16 protein-coding genes are annotated in these 17,916 nt (G+C 72.2%); 5 read left to right on the top strand and 11 right to left on the bottom strand.

The genetic code is table 11. The annotated features are described in order from the left end of the window. Positions 1-73: 73 nt before the first annotated feature. The 3 genes from ACIO6U_RS34485 (at position 74) to ACIO6U_RS34495 (ending at position 2,235) form a co-directional block, all read left to right on the top strand. Positions 74-751 (top strand): ArsR/SmtB family transcription factor, encoded by a 678-nt coding sequence (locus tag ACIO6U_RS34485; protein WP_401725203.1) that lies wholly within the window; start codon positions 74-76, stop codon positions 749-751. Next, positions 751-1,218 (top strand): PPOX class F420-dependent oxidoreductase, encoded by a 468-nt coding sequence (locus ACIO6U_RS34490; protein ID WP_401725206.1) that lies wholly within the window; start codon positions 751-753, stop codon positions 1,216-1,218. Before ACIO6U_RS34485 ends, ACIO6U_RS34490 begins: the two co-directional genes overlap by 1 nt. 93 nt (positions 1,219-1,311) lie before the next feature. Next, positions 1,312-2,235 (top strand): transglutaminase family protein, encoded by a 924-nt coding sequence (locus ACIO6U_RS34495; RefSeq protein ID WP_401725209.1) that lies wholly within the window; start codon positions 1,312-1,314, stop codon positions 2,233-2,235. Positions 2,236-2,242: 7 nt separating this feature from the next. Here the strand turns inward: ACIO6U_RS34495 and ACIO6U_RS34500 are convergent, their stop codons facing one another. The 5 genes from ACIO6U_RS34500 to ACIO6U_RS34520 all read right to left on the bottom strand — a co-directional run bounded on the left by ACIO6U_RS34500 (position 2,243) and on the right by ACIO6U_RS34520 (position 8,535). Next, the gene (locus ACIO6U_RS34500; RefSeq protein ID WP_401725212.1) at positions 2,243-3,232 is read right to left on the bottom strand and encodes a helix-turn-helix transcriptional regulator; all 990 of its coding nucleotides are present in this window, start codon (positions 3,230-3,232) and stop codon (positions 2,243-2,245) included. 173 nt (positions 3,233-3,405) lie between these two features. Further along, entirely contained in the window at positions 3,406-4,431 is a 1,026-nt protein-coding gene (locus tag ACIO6U_RS34505) for an alpha-lytic protease prodomain-containing protein (RefSeq protein ID WP_355333459.1), read from the bottom strand. Positions 4,432-4,670: 239 nt separating this feature from the next. Beyond that, positions 4,671-5,414 (bottom strand): DUF1684 domain-containing protein, encoded by a 744-nt coding sequence (locus ACIO6U_RS34510; RefSeq protein WP_401725215.1) that lies wholly within the window; start codon positions 5,412-5,414, stop codon positions 4,671-4,673. Positions 5,415-5,628: 214 nt separating this feature from the next. Next, positions 5,629-6,705: an FMNH2-dependent monooxygenase gene (locus ACIO6U_RS34515; RefSeq protein ID WP_401725218.1), complete on the bottom strand. Its 1,077-nt coding sequence runs from the start codon at positions 6,703-6,705 to the stop codon at positions 5,629-5,631. A 588-nt stretch (positions 6,706-7,293) separates the two neighbouring features. Continuing rightward, on the bottom strand, positions 7,294-8,535 hold the full coding sequence (locus ACIO6U_RS34520; protein WP_401313505.1) for a DUF5685 family protein: 1,242 nt from the start codon (positions 8,533-8,535) through the stop codon (positions 7,294-7,296). A gap of 458 nt (positions 8,536-8,993) precedes the next feature. Between ACIO6U_RS34520 and ACIO6U_RS34525 the strand changes: the two genes are divergently transcribed. Next, positions 8,994-9,437, top strand: coding sequence for a cell division protein SepF (locus ACIO6U_RS34525; protein ID WP_188283772.1), 444 nt, complete (start codon positions 8,994-8,996; stop codon positions 9,435-9,437). Positions 9,438-9,590: 153 nt separating this feature from the next. Here ACIO6U_RS34525 and ACIO6U_RS34530 read toward each other — a convergent pair whose 3' ends face one another. Both ACIO6U_RS34530 and ACIO6U_RS34535 read right to left on the bottom strand, forming a co-directional pair. Continuing rightward, positions 9,591-10,790 carry an acyl-CoA dehydrogenase family protein gene (locus ACIO6U_RS34530; protein ID WP_401313503.1) on the bottom strand — a complete coding sequence of 400 codons (1,200 nt, stop codon included), beginning with the start codon at positions 10,788-10,790 and terminating at the stop codon, positions 9,591-9,593. 243 nt (positions 10,791-11,033) lie between these two features. Next, a complete protein-coding gene (locus ACIO6U_RS34535; protein ID WP_401725223.1) occupies positions 11,034-12,626 on the bottom strand; it encodes an MFS transporter in 1,593 nt (530 codons plus the stop codon). Between the two features lie 388 nt (positions 12,627-13,014). Here ACIO6U_RS34535 and ACIO6U_RS34540 point away from each other — a divergent pair, with 388 nt between their 5' ends. After that, positions 13,015-14,085 carry a phosphatase PAP2 family protein gene (locus ACIO6U_RS34540; RefSeq protein WP_401313499.1) on the top strand — a complete coding sequence of 357 codons (1,071 nt, stop codon included), beginning with the start codon at positions 13,015-13,017 and terminating at the stop codon, positions 14,083-14,085. A gap of 18 nt (positions 14,086-14,103) precedes the next feature. On the opposite strand, the gene ACIO6U_RS34545 is transcribed toward ACIO6U_RS34540, so the two are convergent. The 4 genes from ACIO6U_RS34545 to ACIO6U_RS34560 form a co-directional block, all read right to left on the bottom strand. Further along, entirely contained in the window at positions 14,104-14,337 is a 234-nt protein-coding gene (locus ACIO6U_RS34545) for an I78 family peptidase inhibitor (protein WP_188285797.1), read from the bottom strand. Positions 14,338-14,547: 210 nt separating this feature from the next. Further along, complete coding sequence (locus ACIO6U_RS34550) at positions 14,548-15,825, bottom strand: glycosyltransferase family 4 protein (RefSeq protein ID WP_401313497.1); 1,278 nt, start codon at positions 15,823-15,825, stop codon at positions 14,548-14,550. A gap of 137 nt (positions 15,826-15,962) precedes the next feature. Further along, positions 15,963-16,664, bottom strand: coding sequence for a transglycosylase family protein (locus ACIO6U_RS34555; protein ID WP_355333479.1), 702 nt, complete (start codon positions 16,662-16,664; stop codon positions 15,963-15,965). Positions 16,665-16,881: 217 nt separating this feature from the next. Then, positions 16,882-17,496: a transglycosylase family protein gene (locus ACIO6U_RS34560; protein WP_355333481.1), complete on the bottom strand. Its 615-nt coding sequence runs from the start codon at positions 17,494-17,496 to the stop codon at positions 16,882-16,884. Positions 17,497-17,916: the final 420 nt, after the last annotated feature.

The raw sequence follows: 17,916 nt of genomic DNA on the forward strand, positions 1-17,916 counted from the left end.
AACATATTGCTTGGGAGTCAGCGACGGCAACCGCCTGCCCGCTTCCCGCGGCCGTGGACGGTCTAATGGGCACATGACGGCGACCGATCCCCTCCTCAGAGCCCTCGCCCACCCGGTGCGGCTGCGCATCGTGTCCCTGGTCTGGAACGCGCCGCTGTCCGCCGCGGAACTCGCCCGCGAACTGGGCGTCTCGCACGCCCTGGCCAGTCAGCATCTGCGCAGGCTGGACGCGGTCGGCCTGGTGGAACTCGCCGAGGTGCGCGCCAACCGCGGCGGCAGGGAACGCCGTTACCGCGCGGTGCACGGCTCCCCGCTCTCCGATCAGCGGGACGAGGGGGCGCTGCTGATCGCCGAGGCGCTGGCCCACAATCTGCGCGACCGGGCGGGCCGCCGCGCGCCGGGCGCCGCGGGGGTGACCTCGGACGCGGAGCTATGGGTGGCGCCCGAGGTCTGGGACACCTTCCGTGTCCGACTGGCCGCGCTCTTCGACGAGCTGCACGACGCGGCGCGAGCGCCGCATTCGCCGGGCACGGTCGGAATCGGCGCGACGGTGATGGCGTTTCCCCTCACTGAACCCGACGCCGGACCGGGACCCGCACAGCCCGACCACAAGCACGAGCCAGCCCGCGAGCGCGACCACGACGAGCACCAGCACCAGCACCAGCACCAGCATGACCACGCACCCGCGCCCGAGGCCGCACCGGCCACCGGCCACCACCCCGAAGCCCCACGATCAGAACCGGAGCGATGATGAGCCGTCAGGAAACCTCCGCCCACCCGCTGTTCGACCTCCTCCAGCAACAGCTCAACGGCGTCCTCGTCACGCTGAAGCGGGACGGCCGGCCGCAGTTGTCCAACGTGACTTTCCACTACGACGACTCGACCCGCACCATCCGCGTCTCGGCGACCGACGACCGCGCGAAGACCCGTAATCTGCGCCGCGACCCGCGGGCCAGCTTCTACGTCTCCACGCCCGACCTCGGCGCGTACCTGGTCGCCGAGGGCGACGCCGAACTCACCCCGGTGGCCGCCGATCCGCACGACGCGACCGTGGAGGAGCTGGTCGACCTGTACCGCGCGCTCCGGGGCGAGCACCCGGACTGGGACGAGTACCGCGCCGCGATGGTCGCCGACCACCGCCTGGTGATCAAGCTGCGTGCCGACCGCGCCTATGGCTGGGGCCGCGAAGAGGGCGCCACCAGCGGCCCGTTGGCCTGAGGCCCCCTGAGGCCCGGCGCCGCGACACCGATTGCCACGGACGGACGGCCGAACAGGTTGAATTCCGGCGGGAATTCCCGGCAGAGTTCCCTCATGGACGAAAATGAGTTCGATTTCTACCGGACGCAGAGCGTGGCCAGCGACCCGGGCGGCACGGACGTCTTCGCCGGGCTGCCCGCCGACCCGGGGGTCCTCGCCGAGACGGTGCGCAGTCTGCTCGTCCACCGGGAGGAGACGCACCTGTTCGGGTACGAGCTGCCGCGCGACCGCAAGGACGCCGAGGCGGAGACCCGTTACGCCGCGGACATCCTCGCGGTGGCGCGCGGCCTGTGCGACGCGCCGCTCGACCGCCCGCGCCGCCCGGAGGAGCGATTCGCCGGTACCTGCCGGGACTTCGCGCTGCTGCTGTGCTCCGCGCTGCGCGAGAAGGGCGTCCCCGCCAGGGTCCGCGGCGGCTACGCCACGTACTTCACACCGGGTTTCCACGACGACCACTGGATCACCGAGTACTGGGACGCGGACCGCGCGAGCTGGCGGCTGGTCGACGCGCAGATGGCCGCGCCCGAGCTGATCAGCGCGCACGGCATCGACTTCGATCCGTTCGACGTGCCGCGCGACCGGTTCGTGGTGGCGGGCCGGGCGTGGCAGGACTGCCGGTCGGGCGCGGCGGACCCGCGGACGTACGGGGTCGAACTCCTCGGTCTGCAAGGGTGGTGGTTCGTGCAGCACAATCTGCTGCTCGACCTGGCGATGCTCAACAGCACCGAACTGCTGGTGTGGGACGGCTGGGGGCTGGCCGACCCGCCGATGGACCAGCCGTTCGACGCACTCGGCGCCGACGACGTGGCGCTGCTCGACGCGGTCGCCGAACTCAGCGCCGCGGGCGGCCCCTTCACCGGAATCCGCCGTCTCCCGCGCGAGCACGAGGCGCTGCGGGTGCCGCCGGTGGTCAGCTCGCACACCACCTACCTGGGCGAACGGAGTGTGACGCTCCGTCAAGCGGTCGCTTCCGACTGAGCCTTGCTCACCCCGGCCCCGAGGACGCCTCCGTCCCTTCGGCCACCCCGCGGTCCGCCGCCCGCGTCAGCCGCCCCGCCACCACCCGCAGATACTCGGCGAGTTCGGGCGGCTCCCGCACCTCGAAGTCCACCCCGAGCATGCCGACGAACATCGCCAGCGCGTCCAACGACTCGAAGCCGGTGGTCAGTTCGCAGGTGTCGGCGTCGATCGGGTCGACCGCTCCGAAACCCGCCCAGATCTGCCGGACGGTCGAGGCGGGCGCGTGCAGCACCACGCGCGCCTGGAAGCGGTACGCGTGCGAGGTGACGCCCTTGGCCACGTACTCCGCCGCGTCCTCGGGCAGTTCGCGGGGCGTGAAGCGCGGGCCGGTGGGCGGCTTGGGCTCCATCCGGTCGACGCGGAAGGTCCGCCAGTCCGCGCGGTCGACGTCGTAGGCGAGCAGGTACCAGCGCCATCCGTGGTGGACGAGCCGGTACGGTTCCACGGCCCGGCGGCTGGCCTTGCCCGCGTAGTCGCGGTAGTCGAAGCGCAGCAACTCCCGGTCCCGGCAGGCGGCGCCGATCACGGTCAGCACCTCCTGGCCGACCGTCGGACCGGCGGCGCGCGGCCGTACGGTGACCGCCTGCATCGCCTGGACGCGGTGCCGCAGCCGGGACGGCAGCACCTGCTCCAGCTTGGTCAGCGCGCGTACCGACGTCTCCTGGATCCCCTCGACGCTGCTGCCCGCCCCGGTGCGCAGGCAGAGCGCGACCGCCACCGCCTCCTCGTCGTCGAGCAGCAGCGGCGGCAGCGCGGCGCCCGCGCCCAGCCGGTAGCCGCCCGCGGTGCCGGGCGCCGCGTGCACGGGATAGCCGAGCGCCCGCAGCCGCTCGACGTCACGGCGGATCGTGCGCGCGGTGACGTCCAGCCGCTCGGCGAGGTCGGGCCCCGTCCAGTCGCGGCGTGACTGGAGCAGCGAGAGCAGGCGCAACAGCCGCGCCGAGGTTTCCAGCATGCCGTCCAGTCTGTACGAACCGGCGCCCCCACCGCGCGGGGTGCGGTGGGGGCGTCGGACGGTGGAGCTGTTGAGCGGGTGAAGTGCCTTTGCCCGCAAGGCTTCCGCCCGCTCGGCCGATTCACGCCGACTCGCGCGGGCCTCGCTTACTCGCGCGGGTTTCGGCGGACGGCTCAGTAGACGCTGACCCCGTACGCGCTCAGCGCCTCCGTGACGGGCTGGAAGTACGTGGTACCGCCGGAGGAGCAGTTGCCGCTGCCGCCGGAGGTCAGGCCGATTGCCTTGGTGCCGTCGTAGAGGGAGCCGCCGCTGTCGCCGGGCTCGGCGCAGACGTTGGTCTTGATCAGACCGTAGACGATCTCGCCGTTGCCGTAGTTGACGGTGGCGTTGAGGGCCTGGACGGTGCCGCTGTGGATGCCGGTGGTCGAGCCGCGACGCGTGACGGACTCGCCGACGTAGGCGTTGGCGGCGCTGGTGATGTCCTGGCTGCCGACGGTGCCGTCATGGGCGACCGTCGAGTCGTAGCGGACGATGCCGTAGTCGTTGGTCGGGAAGCTGGTGCCCGTCGTCGGGCCGATGTAGGTGCCGGAGGTGGTGTAGTACGCGGGCTTGCCCTCGGTGCAGTGACCCGCGGTCAGGAAGTAGTACGTGCTGCCGCTGCGGACGTTGAAGCCCACCGAGCAGCGCCACTGGGTGGTCTGCACCGCGTCGCCGCCGGAGAGCAGCGTGTTGAAGGTGCCCTCGACCCGGTTGATGCGCACGGCGTCGCCGAAGCCGGCCGTGGACTTCTTGAGCTGGTCGAGCTGGGAGGCGGTGACCCGGCTGTCGATGCTGACTTCCAGGGTGTTGCTGCGCGGGTCGACGGACCAGGCGGTGCCCGCGACGTCGGCCGCCTTGGTCGCGTCGCCCGCCTTGGCGAGCTGCGCGGCGCTGTGGGTGACCAGGCGCGGGGTGGCGCCCGCGGCGCGGACGCTGTCGGCCGCGGCCTGGGTGGTGACGTTGACGACGGTGGTCTTGCTCGCCGCGTCGTAGTAGGTGCCCGCGGTGCTGTTCGCGCCGAGGTGGGTCGCGAGGGTGGCGGCCGCGTCGGGCGTGGCCTTGGGGGTGGGGGTGGCGCTCGCCGACGGGAGTGCGATGGCGGTGGCGGCGATCAGGCCGGAGGTGACGGCCAGAAGCTGTATGCGCCGGGTGGTCTTCACTCGTTTCCTCCTGTGGGGGTGGGAGGTTGCGGGGGGATTTGTCGGTGTACTGTCAGACTCGATCCGATATTCGAACGTCTCATACGCCTGACAAGCACTCACAGGAGTATTCAGATCCCACAGGCAACACACAAGGGGGCCTTTCGGCCGGGTAGTTCGGCCGAATGTCCGTACGGCGCCTGACACAGCGCTGCCCCGGCGGTCCAAAAACCGCCGGGGCAACCGGATGTGACGCCGTCTCAGTTGGTGAGAACTGCCCGCTCCCCCGCTTCCAGCGCGAAGGCCAGGGTGTTGCCCGGCGGCGGGAACGGGCAGATGAAGGCGTCCGCGAAAGCACACGGCGGCAGCGTCGTACGGTTCAGGTCCAGCGTCAGCGAACCGTCGGCGTCCGGCGCGGGCGCGTGCAGGAAACGGAACCGGAATGTGCTGGTTCCGCTGGTCGCGTCCGCGATGACGCCCCACAGCCTGCCGTCGTCCTCGACCGTCACAGCGAGCGTGTGCTCGGTCCCGTCCACCGTGAACGCCAGCTCGCCGCCGAGGCCGAGACCGCGCTCACGGCCGTCCGCGTTCGGTACCCGGACGGTGCGGTCGGCCTCGAACGGGCGGAAGACCGCGGGCAGCACCCAGCGCTCGTCGGGGTCGAAGGCCGCGATCCCGGCGAAGGCCAGACGGGCGGGCGACCGCGGGTCCCAGACCCGTACGGCGAGCAGGCCCTCGCGGACGATCGCCAGCAGTTTCCTGCCGTCCGGCAGGAACACCGGCTCGCCCTCGGCCTCCAGCACGGTCGACACGCCGTCCGCCTCGTGCACCACCGCCCGGCCGTCCTGCCGCCACCGGCCCGGCAGTCCGGGGATCGTCCCGTCCCCGGCCACGTCGTCGAGCCAGTACGTACCGATCAGGGCCAGCGGACCGTATGGCGCCGCGACGGTCTCGGCCCGCCGCTCGTGCCACCGCTTCCAAGCAAGAACCGTTTCTGCGCTCATGCCGACCAAGCCTTCCATACGGGCCGCGCGAGCCGGACGCGCTCGCACGGCGGTGACCTGCGGGGAGTGTGCCGTGAGGGGGTACGGGGAGTGTCGCGGGAGAGGGCGCGCGGAGTCATGGGACAGGACGTGTGAGGCGTCGGAAGGAGGCGCGCGGAGTCTCGGGAGGAGGCGCGCGGCGGCACACCGCCGTCCGACCGGTGAGACGGGCGGTTCACCGGAGGTCCGGTAACGGGCGGTGCAGGCCCAGGTGTTCGCGCAGCGTCGCGCCGGGGTGGAAGGAGCGGAACAGACCCCGGTGCTGGAGCAGGGCGGTGGTCCCGTTCACGAAGCGCTCCAGATCGCGTCGGGGCTCCACCGGCCGGACGCGGAAGCCGTCGACCGCGCCCGCCTGCTGCCACGCGGCGATCAGCTCGGCCAGGTCGACGGGGCCGCCGCAGAACAGCACGCCGCCCGCGCCGTCCGGCACCAGGGTGATCTCGGCGCCCGGCTCCGGGCCGATCTCGCCGCCGCCGAGGTCGACGGAGAGTTCGGCGAGCACCAGCAGCCGGTCCGGGTCCCGCCCCGCTCCGACCGCCAGCCGCCGCAGTTCGTCCCGTACCAGCCCGGCTGTCTCGGGACCCGCGGCGCGGACGAAGGCGAGGTCGGCGTACCGGGCCGCGACGGCGCGGGCGGCGGGCTCGGTCGCGTCCACCGCCGTGACCGGCCGCCCCTGCCGCACCCGCGGGCCGGGCGCGCCGCCGTCCCACTCCCGCGCGACCGCCTCGGCGACGGCCGCCGTCTCCCGCCACATCGCCTCGGCTCTCGCTTTCGGCGTGAGCGCGGATCTCGGACCGGATCTCAGGTCGGCCGTCCCCCCGGCCCTCGACTCGGACCTCCGACCGGACGCCGGACCGGACCTCCGACCGGACGCCGGACCGGACGCCGACTCAGGCACCGGCTCTGGCACCGCCCGGGGCGTCCAGCCGGCCCGGCCCCGGCTGGCCGAATCCAGGGCGCCGACCGCCGCCGCGACACCACGCGGCCCGGCGCGGGTCACGGGCACCGCGGGGACGAGCCCGATCCGGCCGGTCTCGGCGGCCACCGCGGTGAGTACGGCGAGCGGATCGGCGTCGGCCGCGCCGTCCAGGGTGACGAAGTCCAGCGCGCCGCCCTCCGCGAGCCGGGCCAACTCCCCGTACGAGGCCACCTCGTAGCGGTCGGGGACGTCGATCGCGGCGGCGAGATGCAGCGAGCGCGTACGACGCCGGACGGCGGGTGCGGGCGGCGCGGCGGCAGCGGCGGCGGTCACGGAGGCACCCGGCGACGCGGAGGCAGGGGAAGAAGAGGAAGAAGGCGAGGGAGAAGAAGGGGAGAAGGCAGCAGGCATGCGAAGGCTCCGTGGACACGCGGAAGGGGCACGGGAGTCGTCTTCACACAGGCCGCCGCGTCCCTCAACGCGGCTGGGCCCGTCAAGGGCCTTGACACGAGGCTATGCCGACGCCGTCACCCGCTGTCAAGCATGTCCAGGTGCTGGACCACGCGTCTCAGCGTGGTTGACGGATGCCCTGATGGGCTGCTGCACTGTGGGCATGCGTAGCTGTCGGCTCGTCACTCGCGGCCACATCGACTTCGGTCGGGTGTGGTCGGCGTCGTGTTGTTGTAGCTGACCTTTCTCCGACGGATCGTCCCGTCCTCACACACGCGCGCACGCAGCCCCGCCGTTTGGCCGCCCTCCCTCGGGCGCTCCCCTCGCAGGTCACCCCCGCAGGCCGTCCCGCCCACCGGGCTCCCGCTACGGGCCCGACCTCATTCGCAGAGTTCATTCGTAGAGCTCATTCGTACAGCTCACCCGAACACCTCACCCGAACAGCTCATCCGCACGCCCCGCCGTACAGCCTCAGCAGTCGCACCCGCAGTCGCAGCAGTCACAGCAATCGCAACAATCACCGCAGTCCGAGCAGCCGTCGCAGTCGCAGTCGCAGTTGCTGCACCAGGAGTCGCGGCGCTGCCCGCTCCACGGGTCGTCGTGCTCGCGGCAGCACAGCTCACAGGTGCAGCACATCCCGGCGTAGACCAGGCAGCCCATGATCAGTCCGCGCCTGCGCGGCGGCTCGGGCGGCGGGAAGCCGCCGGGAAAACCGGGGCCGCCGGGCGCGTTCGGCCGCTGGCCCGGACCGTGCGGAGTGCCGCCGGGCGCGCCCGGCGCGTAGGGGTTGCCCGGCGGGGGCGAGGCGGCGGACGGCGCCGCGCCCTGGTGCGCGCAACCGCCGGTGCCGAAGGCCCTGTCCACCGACCGTCCCAATTCGTGGACGAGCAGGACATGGGTGAGCTTGCCCGAGGCGGACCCGGCGAAGTCGGTGTCGCGGAGCGCGAGGCGTATGCCGTGCAGCGCGTCGTCGCACAGCCGCCGCGCCTCGGCGAGGTCGGTGCCGGTCGCGGTGAGCGGGTTCCAGGCGCCGGAGCGGGTGTCCTCGGCCAGGTCCTCGACCGCGTCCAGGAGGTGGGCGAGCCGTCCGAAGAGCCGTCCGGCCTCCGCCAGCGGTTCCCGGTTGGCGGGCCGCCCGGCGAGTACGGCGGTGTGCGCGAAGGCCGCGGCGGTCGCCGTCTCGGTGGGCTCGGTGACGGTCAGCAGCGAGGTGCCGAGTCCGGCCGCCGCCTCGATCCCGCCCTGCCGCCCGACCGCGTCGAGCAGCACCGCGGTGTCGAAGCCCAGGCTGTCGCCGGTACGCGCCCCGGCCCGGTCCCAGCGGCGGGCGACCGTACGGGCCGCCGCGGCGACCGGCCGCCGGGCGAACGCCCCGTCGGCGTCCTCCACATGGTCGCGCATCTTCGCCGAGGCGAGCACCAGCGAGACGGCCGCGGCCAGCCGCGCGCCCTCCCCCATGGCGACCGGCGCCGTCCGCATCCCGCGCAGCGGGCACGGCCCGGCCTTGCGGCGCAGGCTGTCGGCGTCACCGGACAGGGCTGTCTGCGCCTCGACGAGCACCGACACGACGAGTCCGTCGTAGTTGGTGGCGATTCTCGCGAACTGGCCGTGCCCGTCCCGCAACGCGAGACACAGGCCGCACAAGTGGGCCGTCCAGGAGGCCGCGAGCCCCTCGGACATGCGGTGCCGACACGGCCTGATGATCCCGAACATCGCGTGCTCCCCCGTTGAACTGGCCCGCCCGCAGGGCCGACCCCTGCGACCGGCGGACATATTATCCGCAGCCGGGGACAGGGGTCAGTCGTCGGCGGCAGCCGTACGGGTCCGTCCGGGCCCACGGTCGGCCGCTCACCACGACGCGCGGATCGCGTACGACGGTTCGGGGCCGGCCGGTCGGCGCCGGATACGAGCGGACTTACGACGACACGTACGGCCGTGCCTACGAGCGCGCGTACGGCCGGACGGCCCCGCGTGTCACCCGGAAGTGGGGAGCGCTCCCAACGAAGTGTCAGGGGCCATATCCCTGGGCCTGCCTGACGATCCGCCACTATCGTGTGCACCAGTACCGTCACAAGACGCCTGACTGGCGGCAATCCGCTTGGCACATCATCCACATCATGGACGACCATAGGACTGCGGACGGTACTGACCGTGTGAGAGAGGAGGCGTCCATGGGATCGGTTCGACGGGCGAGTGCTTGGCTGGGCCTCGTTGACGACAACGGCGGCGAGGGTTACTACGACGAGGAGTACGCCGACTACGGCGAGGGCTCCGAGCGGGCTGACACGTGGGTGACCGACCCGCGGGTGCGGGTCGCCACCGAGACCGCCGAAGAGCAGGGCCGCAGGATCGCCACCGTGACCCCGGACGGTTTCCGGGACGCGCGCGGCATCGGGGAGCTGTTCCGCGAGGGCGTCCCGGTCATCGTCAACCTCACCGGCATGGAGCCGAGCGACGCCAAGCGCGTCGTCGACTTCGCCGCCGGTCTCACGTTCGGGCTGCGCGGCTCCATCGAGCGCGTCGCCACCAGGGTCTTCCTGCTGACTCCCGCCGACTACATGGTCATGAACGCCGACGCCAAGCGCGGCGGCGACGGCTTCTTCAACCAGAACTGACACTCTGGTTCGACCAGAACCGACATTCTGGCCGCCGCTCTCTCACCCGCCCGCCGGTCCCGCCCCTGCCGGGGGCCGGGGGTTGTCTCCCCGGGGACAACCCCCGATCAGGACCGGGCAGGGCGCTCACCGGGCCGGTACGGCCGCACCGCGTCATCCGCGGAAGGCGTCGAGTCCGGTGAGCGCCTTGCCCAGGACGAGCTGGTGCATCTCGACCGTGCCCTCATAGGTGAGCACGGACTCCAGGTTGGTGGCGTGCCGCATCACCGGGTACTCCAGTGAGATCCCGTTGGCGCCCAGGATCGTCCGGGCGGTGCGGCAGATCTCGATCGCCTCGCGGACGTTGTTGAGCTTGCCGAAGCTCACCTGTTCCGGCCGCAGCCGTCCGGCGTCCATCCGCTGTCCCAGGTGGTGGGCGAGCAGGATGCCCTTGTGCAGTTCGACCGCCATGTCGGCGAGTTTGGCCTGGGTGAGCTGGAAGCCACCGATCGGCCTGCCGAACTGCTCGCGCGTCGTCGCGTACGACAAGGCGGCCTCGAAGCTGCTGCGCGCGGCGCCCATCGCGCCCCAGACGATTCCGTAGCGCGCGTGACTGAGGCAGCTCAGCGGTCCGCGCAGGCCGGTGACCTCGGGAAGCACAGCGTCGGCGGGCAACCGGACGTCGTCCATGACGAGTTCGCTGGTGACCGAGGCGCGCAGGCTCCACTTGTGGTGGATCTCCGGCGCGGAGAAGCCGGGGGTGTCGGTGGGGACGACGAAGCCGCGGATGCCGCCGGGCGCGTCGGTCGTCTGGGCCCAGACGACGGCGACACCGGCCACCGAGCCGTTGGTGATCCACATCTTGCGGCCGCTGAGCACCCAGTCGGAGCCGTCCCGCCTGGCGTGGGTGGTCATGGCGGCCGGGTCGGAGCCGTGGTCGGGTTCGGTGAGGCCGAAGCAGCCGATCACCTCGCCCGCGGCCATCGACGGGAGCCAGCGCCGCTTCTGTTCCTCGGAGCCGTAGCGGTGGACGGCGTACATCGCGAGCGAGCCCTGGACCGAGACCAGCGACCGGATGCCGGAGTCGGCGGCCTCCAGTTCCAGACAGGCCAGGCCGTACTGGACGGCGCTCGCGCCCGCGCAGCCGTAGCCGGTCAGCGGCATGCCGAGGGCGCCGATCGCGCCCAGCTCACGGGCGAGTTCCCTGATGACGGGCAGTTCGCCGCGCTCGTACCAGTCGGCGACATGCGGCAGCACGCGGTCGGCGGCCCACTTCCGTACGGTGTCGCGGACCGCGCGGTCCTCGGGCGTCAGCAGGTCGTCGAGGCCCAGCGGGTCGTACGGGTCGAAGGGCGGGGTTGCGACTCCGGGCATGACGGGGGACCTCCGGCACAGAAGGACACGGAAACTAGCGGCGGTAACCTACGGCTCGGCGCCGACGTTACGTTTCAGTCTGCCGCGCGTCCAGACCGCTCGGCCCGCCGCGCGCCGGGAGCGTCGGGAGCCGGATGTCCCGGCCGGCGGGAGCCCGATCTCATGGCCAAAGGCAGCGGGTGGGAGCCGCGCGCCGGGACCTTCACGCCCCCCGTGGCCCGGCCGCCGGGGGCCGGACGGGGCTCACTCCCCCGGCGCGCCGGACCGTACGGCCGCCGCGGGCTCCTGGCGGGCCGGGACCACCAGATCGCAGGTGGCCTGCCCCTTGTCCGCGCCGCATTCCATGACGCGCGGCAGCCGCAGCGCGGCCAGCGCCCCGGTGAGCAGCAGCCCCGCGCTCACCAGCAGGGTCATGTGCAGCCCGGTGACGAAGGAGTGCCGGGCCGCGTGCCGCAGCGCCGCGCCCGAGCCGCCGCCGAGCCGGTCGGCGACGTCGTACGCCTCACCGAGCGAGTGGCCCGCGGCGGTGCTGTCGGCGGCGCTCACTCCCGGGGTGCGGGCGACGCCCGGCGCGTAGGCGGCGTTCATCACACTGCCGAGCAGCGCGATGCCCATCCCGGCGCCCAGTTGGTACGAGGTCTCGCCGATCGCCGCCGCGCCGCCCGCCTGGTGCGCGGGGGATTCGCTGAGCATGGACTCGTAGGCGCCGAAGAGGGTGGCCTCCAGGCCGAAGCCGAGCAGGACGAAGGCGGTGGTGAGCAGGACCGGCCGGTCGCTCTGGCCCATGGCGGTCAGCGCGAGTACGGCGACGGCGGTGAGCACGAAGCCGCCGCAGACCATGCGGCGTGGACCGAAGCCGCGCAGCATGCGGGAGCCGGTGAGTCCCGCGGCCATGGCGGCGAAGGTGAGCGGCAGCAGGCGCAGTCCGGTCTGGAGCGGGCTGAGGCCGAGGACCAGTTGCAGGTACTGCACCGCGATCAGTTCCAGGCCGACCAGGGCGAGCATGGCGAGCACGATGCAGCCGACCGAGGTGGAGAAGGCGGGCTGGGAGAACATCCGGACGTCGATCAGCGGGTGCTCGCGGCGGCGCTGGCGGCGTATGAACCAGACCAGCAGGCCCACTCCGGCCAGCAGCGGGACGAAGGCTGCGGCGTCCAGCGGGCTCGCGCCGCCGCCGAGCCGCTTCATGCCGAGGACCACGCCGAGGACGCCGAGGGCGGCGGTGACCGCGCCGAGCACGTCCCACGGGCCGTCGGTGCTGCCCCGGGACTCCGGCAGGAGTATCCGGCCGAGCGGCAGCATCACGGCCATCAGCGGGATGTTGATCAGGAAGACCGAGCCCCACCAGAAGTGCTCGACGAGGAAGCCGCCGAGCACCGGGCCGACGGCGGCGCCCACCGCGGCGACCGCGCTCCACACGCCGATCGCCGTCGCGCGCTCGCGGCGGTCGGGGAAGACCTGTCGAAGTATCGACAAAGTGGCAGGCATGATCATCGCGCCGCCGGCGCCGAGCAGCGCGCGGGCGGCGATCAGTACGTGGGGTGTCGGCGCGAAGGCGGCGAGCGCGGAGGCCACGCCGAAGAGGGCGTAGCCGATCAGCAGGACCTTGCGGCGGCCGATGCGGTCGCCGAGTGTCCCGAAAAGGATCAGCAGCGAGGCGGCAATCAGCGGATAGGCGTCCACGATCCACAGCAGGTCCTGGGCGCCGGGCCGCAGATCCTCGGTGAGGGCGGGGACGGCCACGTGCAGCACCGTCGCGTCGAGAGCGACGATCAGCAGGCTGACGCAGAGGACGAACAGAATGGTCCACCTGCTGACCGGCCTCGTCATACGCATACCTCCACGAACGAGTGAGTCGTCAGCGTACGCGAGACCACTCGCTGGTCACGGGCTCACAACACCCGGTCACCGCCCCCGCGGGACCCCCTCGGACACCCGTCGCGCGCCCCGGCGCCGCCCGTGCGCGGCCCCGTTCGATCACGTCGGCCCGGGTATGGACGGGGAAACTGCGGAGAAAGGTGAGGGAAATAAGCAATAAATAAGAAGGCCGCACCTTGCCGACCCTGTGAGTATCAACACCCGAACATAAACTCCAGCCACTCCCGCATTCCGCCCGAATCACCGGCCGCCAAAGGGCTCCCTGAGACGCACTCCACATCACATCGTCATTACAAAGCAGCTCGTACGGCCGAACTATGCCGTCACACGCTGTAACGTCGATTGAGTGCGAACCGATGAGAAGCGCCTCCGTACGGCGGAGCGCCCGACCACCCGCGACCTGCCGCGGATGAGCCGAACACGCGTGTGGCTGTTCGGTTCGACGCTGGCGGTCTACGTGGCGATCGTCGTGGGCGTCCTCACCACTTCCAAACTGGTGACGCTGGACTGGCAGGTCATGCTCTGGCGTCCTTACAAACAATGGCCGCAAATCCACGCGTTCCTGGATTATTTCGTCGTCCTCGGCCAACGAGGTCCCACCGCGGTGATGGTGCTCGCGTGGCTGGGGTGGCGCGCGTGGCGCCACCGCACGCTGCACCCGCTGCTGGTCCTCGGCACCTCACTGCTGTTGCTGAACATCACCGTGGGAGCCGTGAAATACGGTCTCGGGCGGCTCGGTCCGCACTACGCGACGACCGTCGGCTCCGCCGAGATGTTCGCCGGCGGCGATATATTTCCCTCGGGTCACACCGCCAACGCGGTCGTGACCTGGGGCGTTCTGGCGTATCTGGCCACGACTCCGCGCGCCCGCAGGCTGGGGTCCGTGGTGAGCGCGCTGCTCGCGCTCGGCGTGGGCGCCACGACGGTCTACCTCGGTACGCACTGGGTGAGCGACGTGCTGCTCGGCTGGGCGGCCGGTCTGCTGATCCTGCTGGCGCTGCCGTGGTTCGAGCCCGCGATGGCACGGGCCGAGGACTTCCTGGCCTACGCCTGGGCCCGGATGCGCACCGGTTCCGCCGAAGCGGTCCTCCGCCCGGAGGCCGTGAGCCCGGTGCTGGTCGCCCAGCGCTCCCCGGCCTCCGCGCAGGACGAGGACCCGGACGCGGAGCAGGAGGAGCACGCGCCGAGCCGCGCGACGGTCGGCGCGGTCGCCCGGGGCGCCACCGCGGCGGTCACGGCCACCACGACCACTCCGGTCGCCGCCGCCCCGCACGCGCCCGGCAGGCCGCCCACCGGACGCAACGAGCGCACACCGCTCACCCCGGTCGGCAGCCGCCGTCCGCCCGTCGAGCGCCCGGCCAGGCCCACGACCCCGCTCGCGCACCAGCAGGTGCGCGGCCGGGGCATCGCGGGCTGAGCCGGGCGGCTCGGCCCGTCAGCCGACCCAGCAGCGCTGGACGCGGCCCCCTTCCACGGTGAAGTTCAGCCGCCCGACGACGTACTCCATGGTCACGATCGCGCCGGGCGGCAGGCTGCGCACCGTCTGCCAGCCCCGCTGCTCGGCCAGGCGCTCGGCCTCCCGCGCGTCGAGGCCGGTGTAGGCGTCGGGGTCGTCGGCCGGGCTCCGTGGGGGCCGCGGATCCTGTGGGGTCTGAGGGTTGTGAGGCATACCTTCACGGTAGGCGTCCCCGGGCCGGAACGACCTTGATCATCACGTTTCTGTCACAGATCGTGCCCTACGGTTCGCTCCGTCCCCGTGAATACCCGCAGGTCACTGAATTACCTGTCCACACAACTCCCGCACAGCATCTTCGCAATGCCTCCGGTTACTCGCGGGTCCATGAGCATGAAGAGATAGGAATTGGGTAGACGGTCGTCTTTAACTGACGATGTGTTGCCTTCGGCGTCCGGCCTTCCTGACCGCGGCCCCCGTCATGTCCCCCGCAGACAGCAGGGCGCCCATCGTCCGCCCGACCGACGCGCGGACCGCGGCGCGCGGACGGGCGCCCCCGCGCGCCCGGTCGTCCAGCAGCCGCTGGAAGAGGTCCACATGGCGCCGGGCGATGACCGAGGGGTCGTAGTGCGCCGAGGAGGCCAGCGCGGCGCGGCCCATCTCCCGGCGGCGCTCGTCGTCCTCGATGAGCGACAGCAGCGCGGCGGCGATCGCGTCGATGTCGCGCGGCGGCACCAGCAGACCGTTCACGCCGTCGTCGACGATCTCCCGCGGCCCGAGCGGGCAGTCGGTGGAGACCACGGGAAGCCCCGCGCACATGCCCTCCACCAGCGTCATGCCGAAGGACTCCAGGGTCGAGGTGACGGCGAGCACCGACGCCTTGGCCAACTCCGGTTCGATCGGCGAGACCGCGCCCATCAGCTTCACGTTGTCGCGCACGCCCAGTTCGGTGACGAGCGCGTCGAGCTTCGCGCGCTCGCGGCCCGAGCCGTACAGCCGCAGCGTCCAGTCGGGGCGGCGGTCGCGGACGAGGGCGAAGGCGCGGATCAGGTCGTCGTAGCGCTTGGCGGGGGCGAGCCGTCCGGCGGCGACCACGACGGGCGCGGTGCAGTCGGAGGGGGCGGCGCCGGTGGGCGGCACGCTGTTGGGGACGGCGGCGACCCGGACGCCCGGCATACGGCGGCGGTAGACGGCCGCGTCGGCCTCCGTGGTGGTGGTGACGGCGTCCAGGCCCGGGTAGTGGCGGCGCAGGGTCAGCACGAGCCGCGTGGAGTGCGTGTCGAGCGTCAGGTGTTCCTGGGCGACCCGGACGAGGCCGCGCGGCGCCTGGCGGGCGAGGTGCACGTTGAGGCCCGGCCGGGTGCCGACCACCACGTCGGTGTCGAGTTCCGCCAGGCACGCGCCGATGCGTTCGTCGGTGATCGGGCTGTAGAGGGCGTGCCGCCGGTCGGTGGACGGGAAGATCGCCGACGGCCGCTGGTGGCGCGGGTCGTCGAGGACGCCGTCCTGGGCGCCTTTGCGGATGTCGACCAGATATCTCAGCCGGATCCGGGGGTCGTACGTGAACTCGGGCCGGTCGCGGTCGCGGAAGACCGAGACGATCTCGACCTCGTGTTCGTCGGCCAGCCGCGCCGCCAGATTGCGCACCGTGCGAATGGTGCCGCCGATGCCGTACGTGGTGTGTATCAGGAAGGTGATGCGCATGGGCGTGCCCGTGTTCCTGTTCCCCCGCTGGACGCGGGTCGGTCGGCCCGCGCGACCGACCGTAGCAACCGTGGCGCGTCCCTTTGCCGGACGCGCCACGGACGGGTGAACGGGGTTGACTCGGGTGGGCCGCCGCGTCAGTTGACGGTGAGGACGGTTCCCGCGATCAGCCGGTCGGGGTCGGGGCCGATGAGGTCCTTGTTGAGCTGGTAGAGGTACTGCCAGCCCCCTTGGGTTCCATAGGAACGGGCAATGGCCGACAAGGTCTCGCCGCTCTTGACGGTGTGCACGATGTGGCGGTGGCCGGTGAAGCCGTTGCGCCGCGCGCAGACCGGCCAGGCGTTCCAGCCCTGCACCTTCAGCACTTCCTCCGCGACCGAGATCTGCTCGGCGGGGGTGGCGAGGTCGGCGCGCCGGGCATAGGCGCGACCGCCGAACAGCTCCCAGGTGGGCTGCCAGAACTGGAGTCCGCCGTAGTAGCTGTTGCCGGTGTTGATGTGCCAGTTCCCGCTGCTCTCGCACATGGCGATCCGGTCCCAGACGGTCGGGGACCCGGCGGCGGCCCGCGCGGCCTGGAAGGCGATGGCCGCCTGTACCGACGGCACCGACTGCGGGGACCCGCCGGACCGCTCGGGCTGCTGCGGCTGTCCCGGCCGCTCCACGGGCGGTGGGACGGCCGGCGCGCCCTGGGCGGCCGTCGCGGGTGGCGCGGCGGCCACCGGCAGCAGCACGGCCGCCCCGAGCGCGGCCAGCGTGGCGGCGGCGCGTGCGACGGCCACGGCGACGCGCACCGAGGCACGCGGGGAGACGATATGACGATAAGACGACTGATCGCTCATCGGGCCACGCTAAGCACGGCCGCACCCCGGATCGGGGGCATCGCGTCCGTACGTCGCGCGTACCCCACCCGGTCGGACCACAACGGGGTGGGGCACACGGGGGAACGCGGCGGGTCCGGTTTACGGCGGCCTTACGACGCTCCGGCACCGAACGAGCGCGGTCCCGGGGCGCCCCGGCCGGACGGGCGCCCGAACCGCCCCTCCGGCGGACGGTCCGTCACCAGTGCGGCCACCACGCCGGAACGACCGGGCCCTGACCCCGCTCCGCCGGGCCGCGCACGACGGCGATCAGGGCGGTGCGTGTCGCGTTGCGGTCGGCCCGGCCCTCGGCGGCCGACTCGTAGCGCGGCATGGTCCGCCGTACGACCTTCGCCGGTTCCCGCTTCTTCGGCTCGGCGGCGGGCTTGACGGTCTTCCTGACGGGCTTGTCGAGGGACTTGCCCGTCGACTTCGCGGACGGCGTGCCCGCGGACGGCGCGTCCCCGTAGGCTCCCGCGCGGCGCGAGCAGACGGGCCAGGCGCCCCAGCCGCTGGCGCGCTGGAGCTTTGTCGCTATGGCGATCTGCTGCTCGCGGCTGGCGAGGTCCGCGGTCGGCGCGTACGCGGTGCCGCCGTAGGACCGCCAGGTGCCGGGGGCGAACTGGAGTCCGCCGTAGTAGCCGTTGTGGGTGTTGATGTGCCAGTTCCCGCCGCTCTCGCACTGCGCGATACGGTCCCACACCCCGTTGTCGGCCGCCGACGCCTCTCCCGCGGCGGCCAGCACGCCCAGCGGCGCCAGTGCGGCGACGCCGGTCAGGAGCGCGGTGTGCCGGTACTTGCAGTTCAAGACCATGGATTCCCTCTCCACGGACCCGGGTGTCCCCCCTGCTGCGTCACGACGGGCGCCGCTCCCCCACGGATGCGGCGCCCGTCCGAACCCGGGCGGTGCGATTTGCACACGGCGGGCGAATCTAGGCAGCCGCACCCCCTCGCACCAAACAATTGCCGTCCGCCGCAGGCCAGTTGAGGGTTACCGGCGGTAAGAAGACGAGGTTTACGGGTGATTGGCGCGTACGTATCGTCGTAAATGAGGATCTAAACGGCGCGCTCCGTGAGTAGCCTCACAGGCCCAACTTTCGTCACCCACACGGCCGTTCGACGCTGCGTGAGCGATTCGCCGGGAATCTCACCCTCGGCGACCGGTAACGGAATACATCCCCCCGCAAAGCGTGACTCCCACCACAGATCATCCGTTGTCACTATGCGCCGGGAC

This window comes from Streptomyces sp. NPDC087422, assembly GCF_044744145.1.
Classification (GTDB): Bacteria; Actinomycetota; Actinomycetes; order Streptomycetales; family Streptomycetaceae; genus Actinacidiphila.

Coding starts and splice junctions, on each gene's coding strand:
- ACIO6U_RS34485 (WP_401725203.1), top strand. CDS start 74: ATGACGGCGACCGATCCCCTCCTCAGAGCCCTCGCCCACCCGGTGCGG.
- ACIO6U_RS34490 (WP_401725206.1), top strand. CDS start 751: ATGAGCCGTCAGGAAACCTCCGCCCACCCGCTGTTCGACCTCCTCCAG.
- ACIO6U_RS34495 (WP_401725209.1), top strand. CDS start 1,312: ATGGACGAAAATGAGTTCGATTTCTACCGGACGCAGAGCGTGGCCAGC.
- ACIO6U_RS34500 (WP_401725212.1), bottom strand. CDS start 3,232: ATGCTGGAAACCTCGGCGCGGCTGTTGCGCCTGCTCTCGCTGCTCCAG.
- ACIO6U_RS34510 (WP_401725215.1), bottom strand. CDS start 5,414: ATGAGCGCAGAAACGGTTCTTGCTTGGAAGCGGTGGCACGAGCGGCGG.
- ACIO6U_RS34520 (WP_401313505.1), bottom strand. CDS start 8,535: ATGTTCGGGATCATCAGGCCGTGTCGGCACCGCATGTCCGAGGGGCTC.
- ACIO6U_RS34525 (WP_188283772.1), top strand. CDS start 8,994: ATGGGATCGGTTCGACGGGCGAGTGCTTGGCTGGGCCTCGTTGACGAC.
- ACIO6U_RS34530 (WP_401313503.1), bottom strand. CDS start 10,790: ATGCCCGGAGTCGCAACCCCGCCCTTCGACCCGTACGACCCGCTGGGC.
- ACIO6U_RS34535 (WP_401725223.1), bottom strand. CDS start 12,626: ATGCGTATGACGAGGCCGGTCAGCAGGTGGACCATTCTGTTCGTCCTC.
- ACIO6U_RS34545 (WP_188285797.1), bottom strand. CDS start 14,337: ATGCCTCACAACCCTCAGACCCCACAGGATCCGCGGCCCCCACGGAGC.
- ACIO6U_RS34550 (WP_401313497.1), bottom strand. CDS start 15,825: ATGCGCATCACCTTCCTGATACACACCACGTACGGCATCGGCGGCACC.
- ACIO6U_RS34555 (WP_355333479.1), bottom strand. CDS start 16,664: ATGAGCGATCAGTCGTCTTATCGTCATATCGTCTCCCCGCGTGCCTCG.
- ACIO6U_RS34560 (WP_355333481.1), bottom strand. CDS start 17,496: ATGGTCTTGAACTGCAAGTACCGGCACACCGCGCTCCTGACCGGCGTC.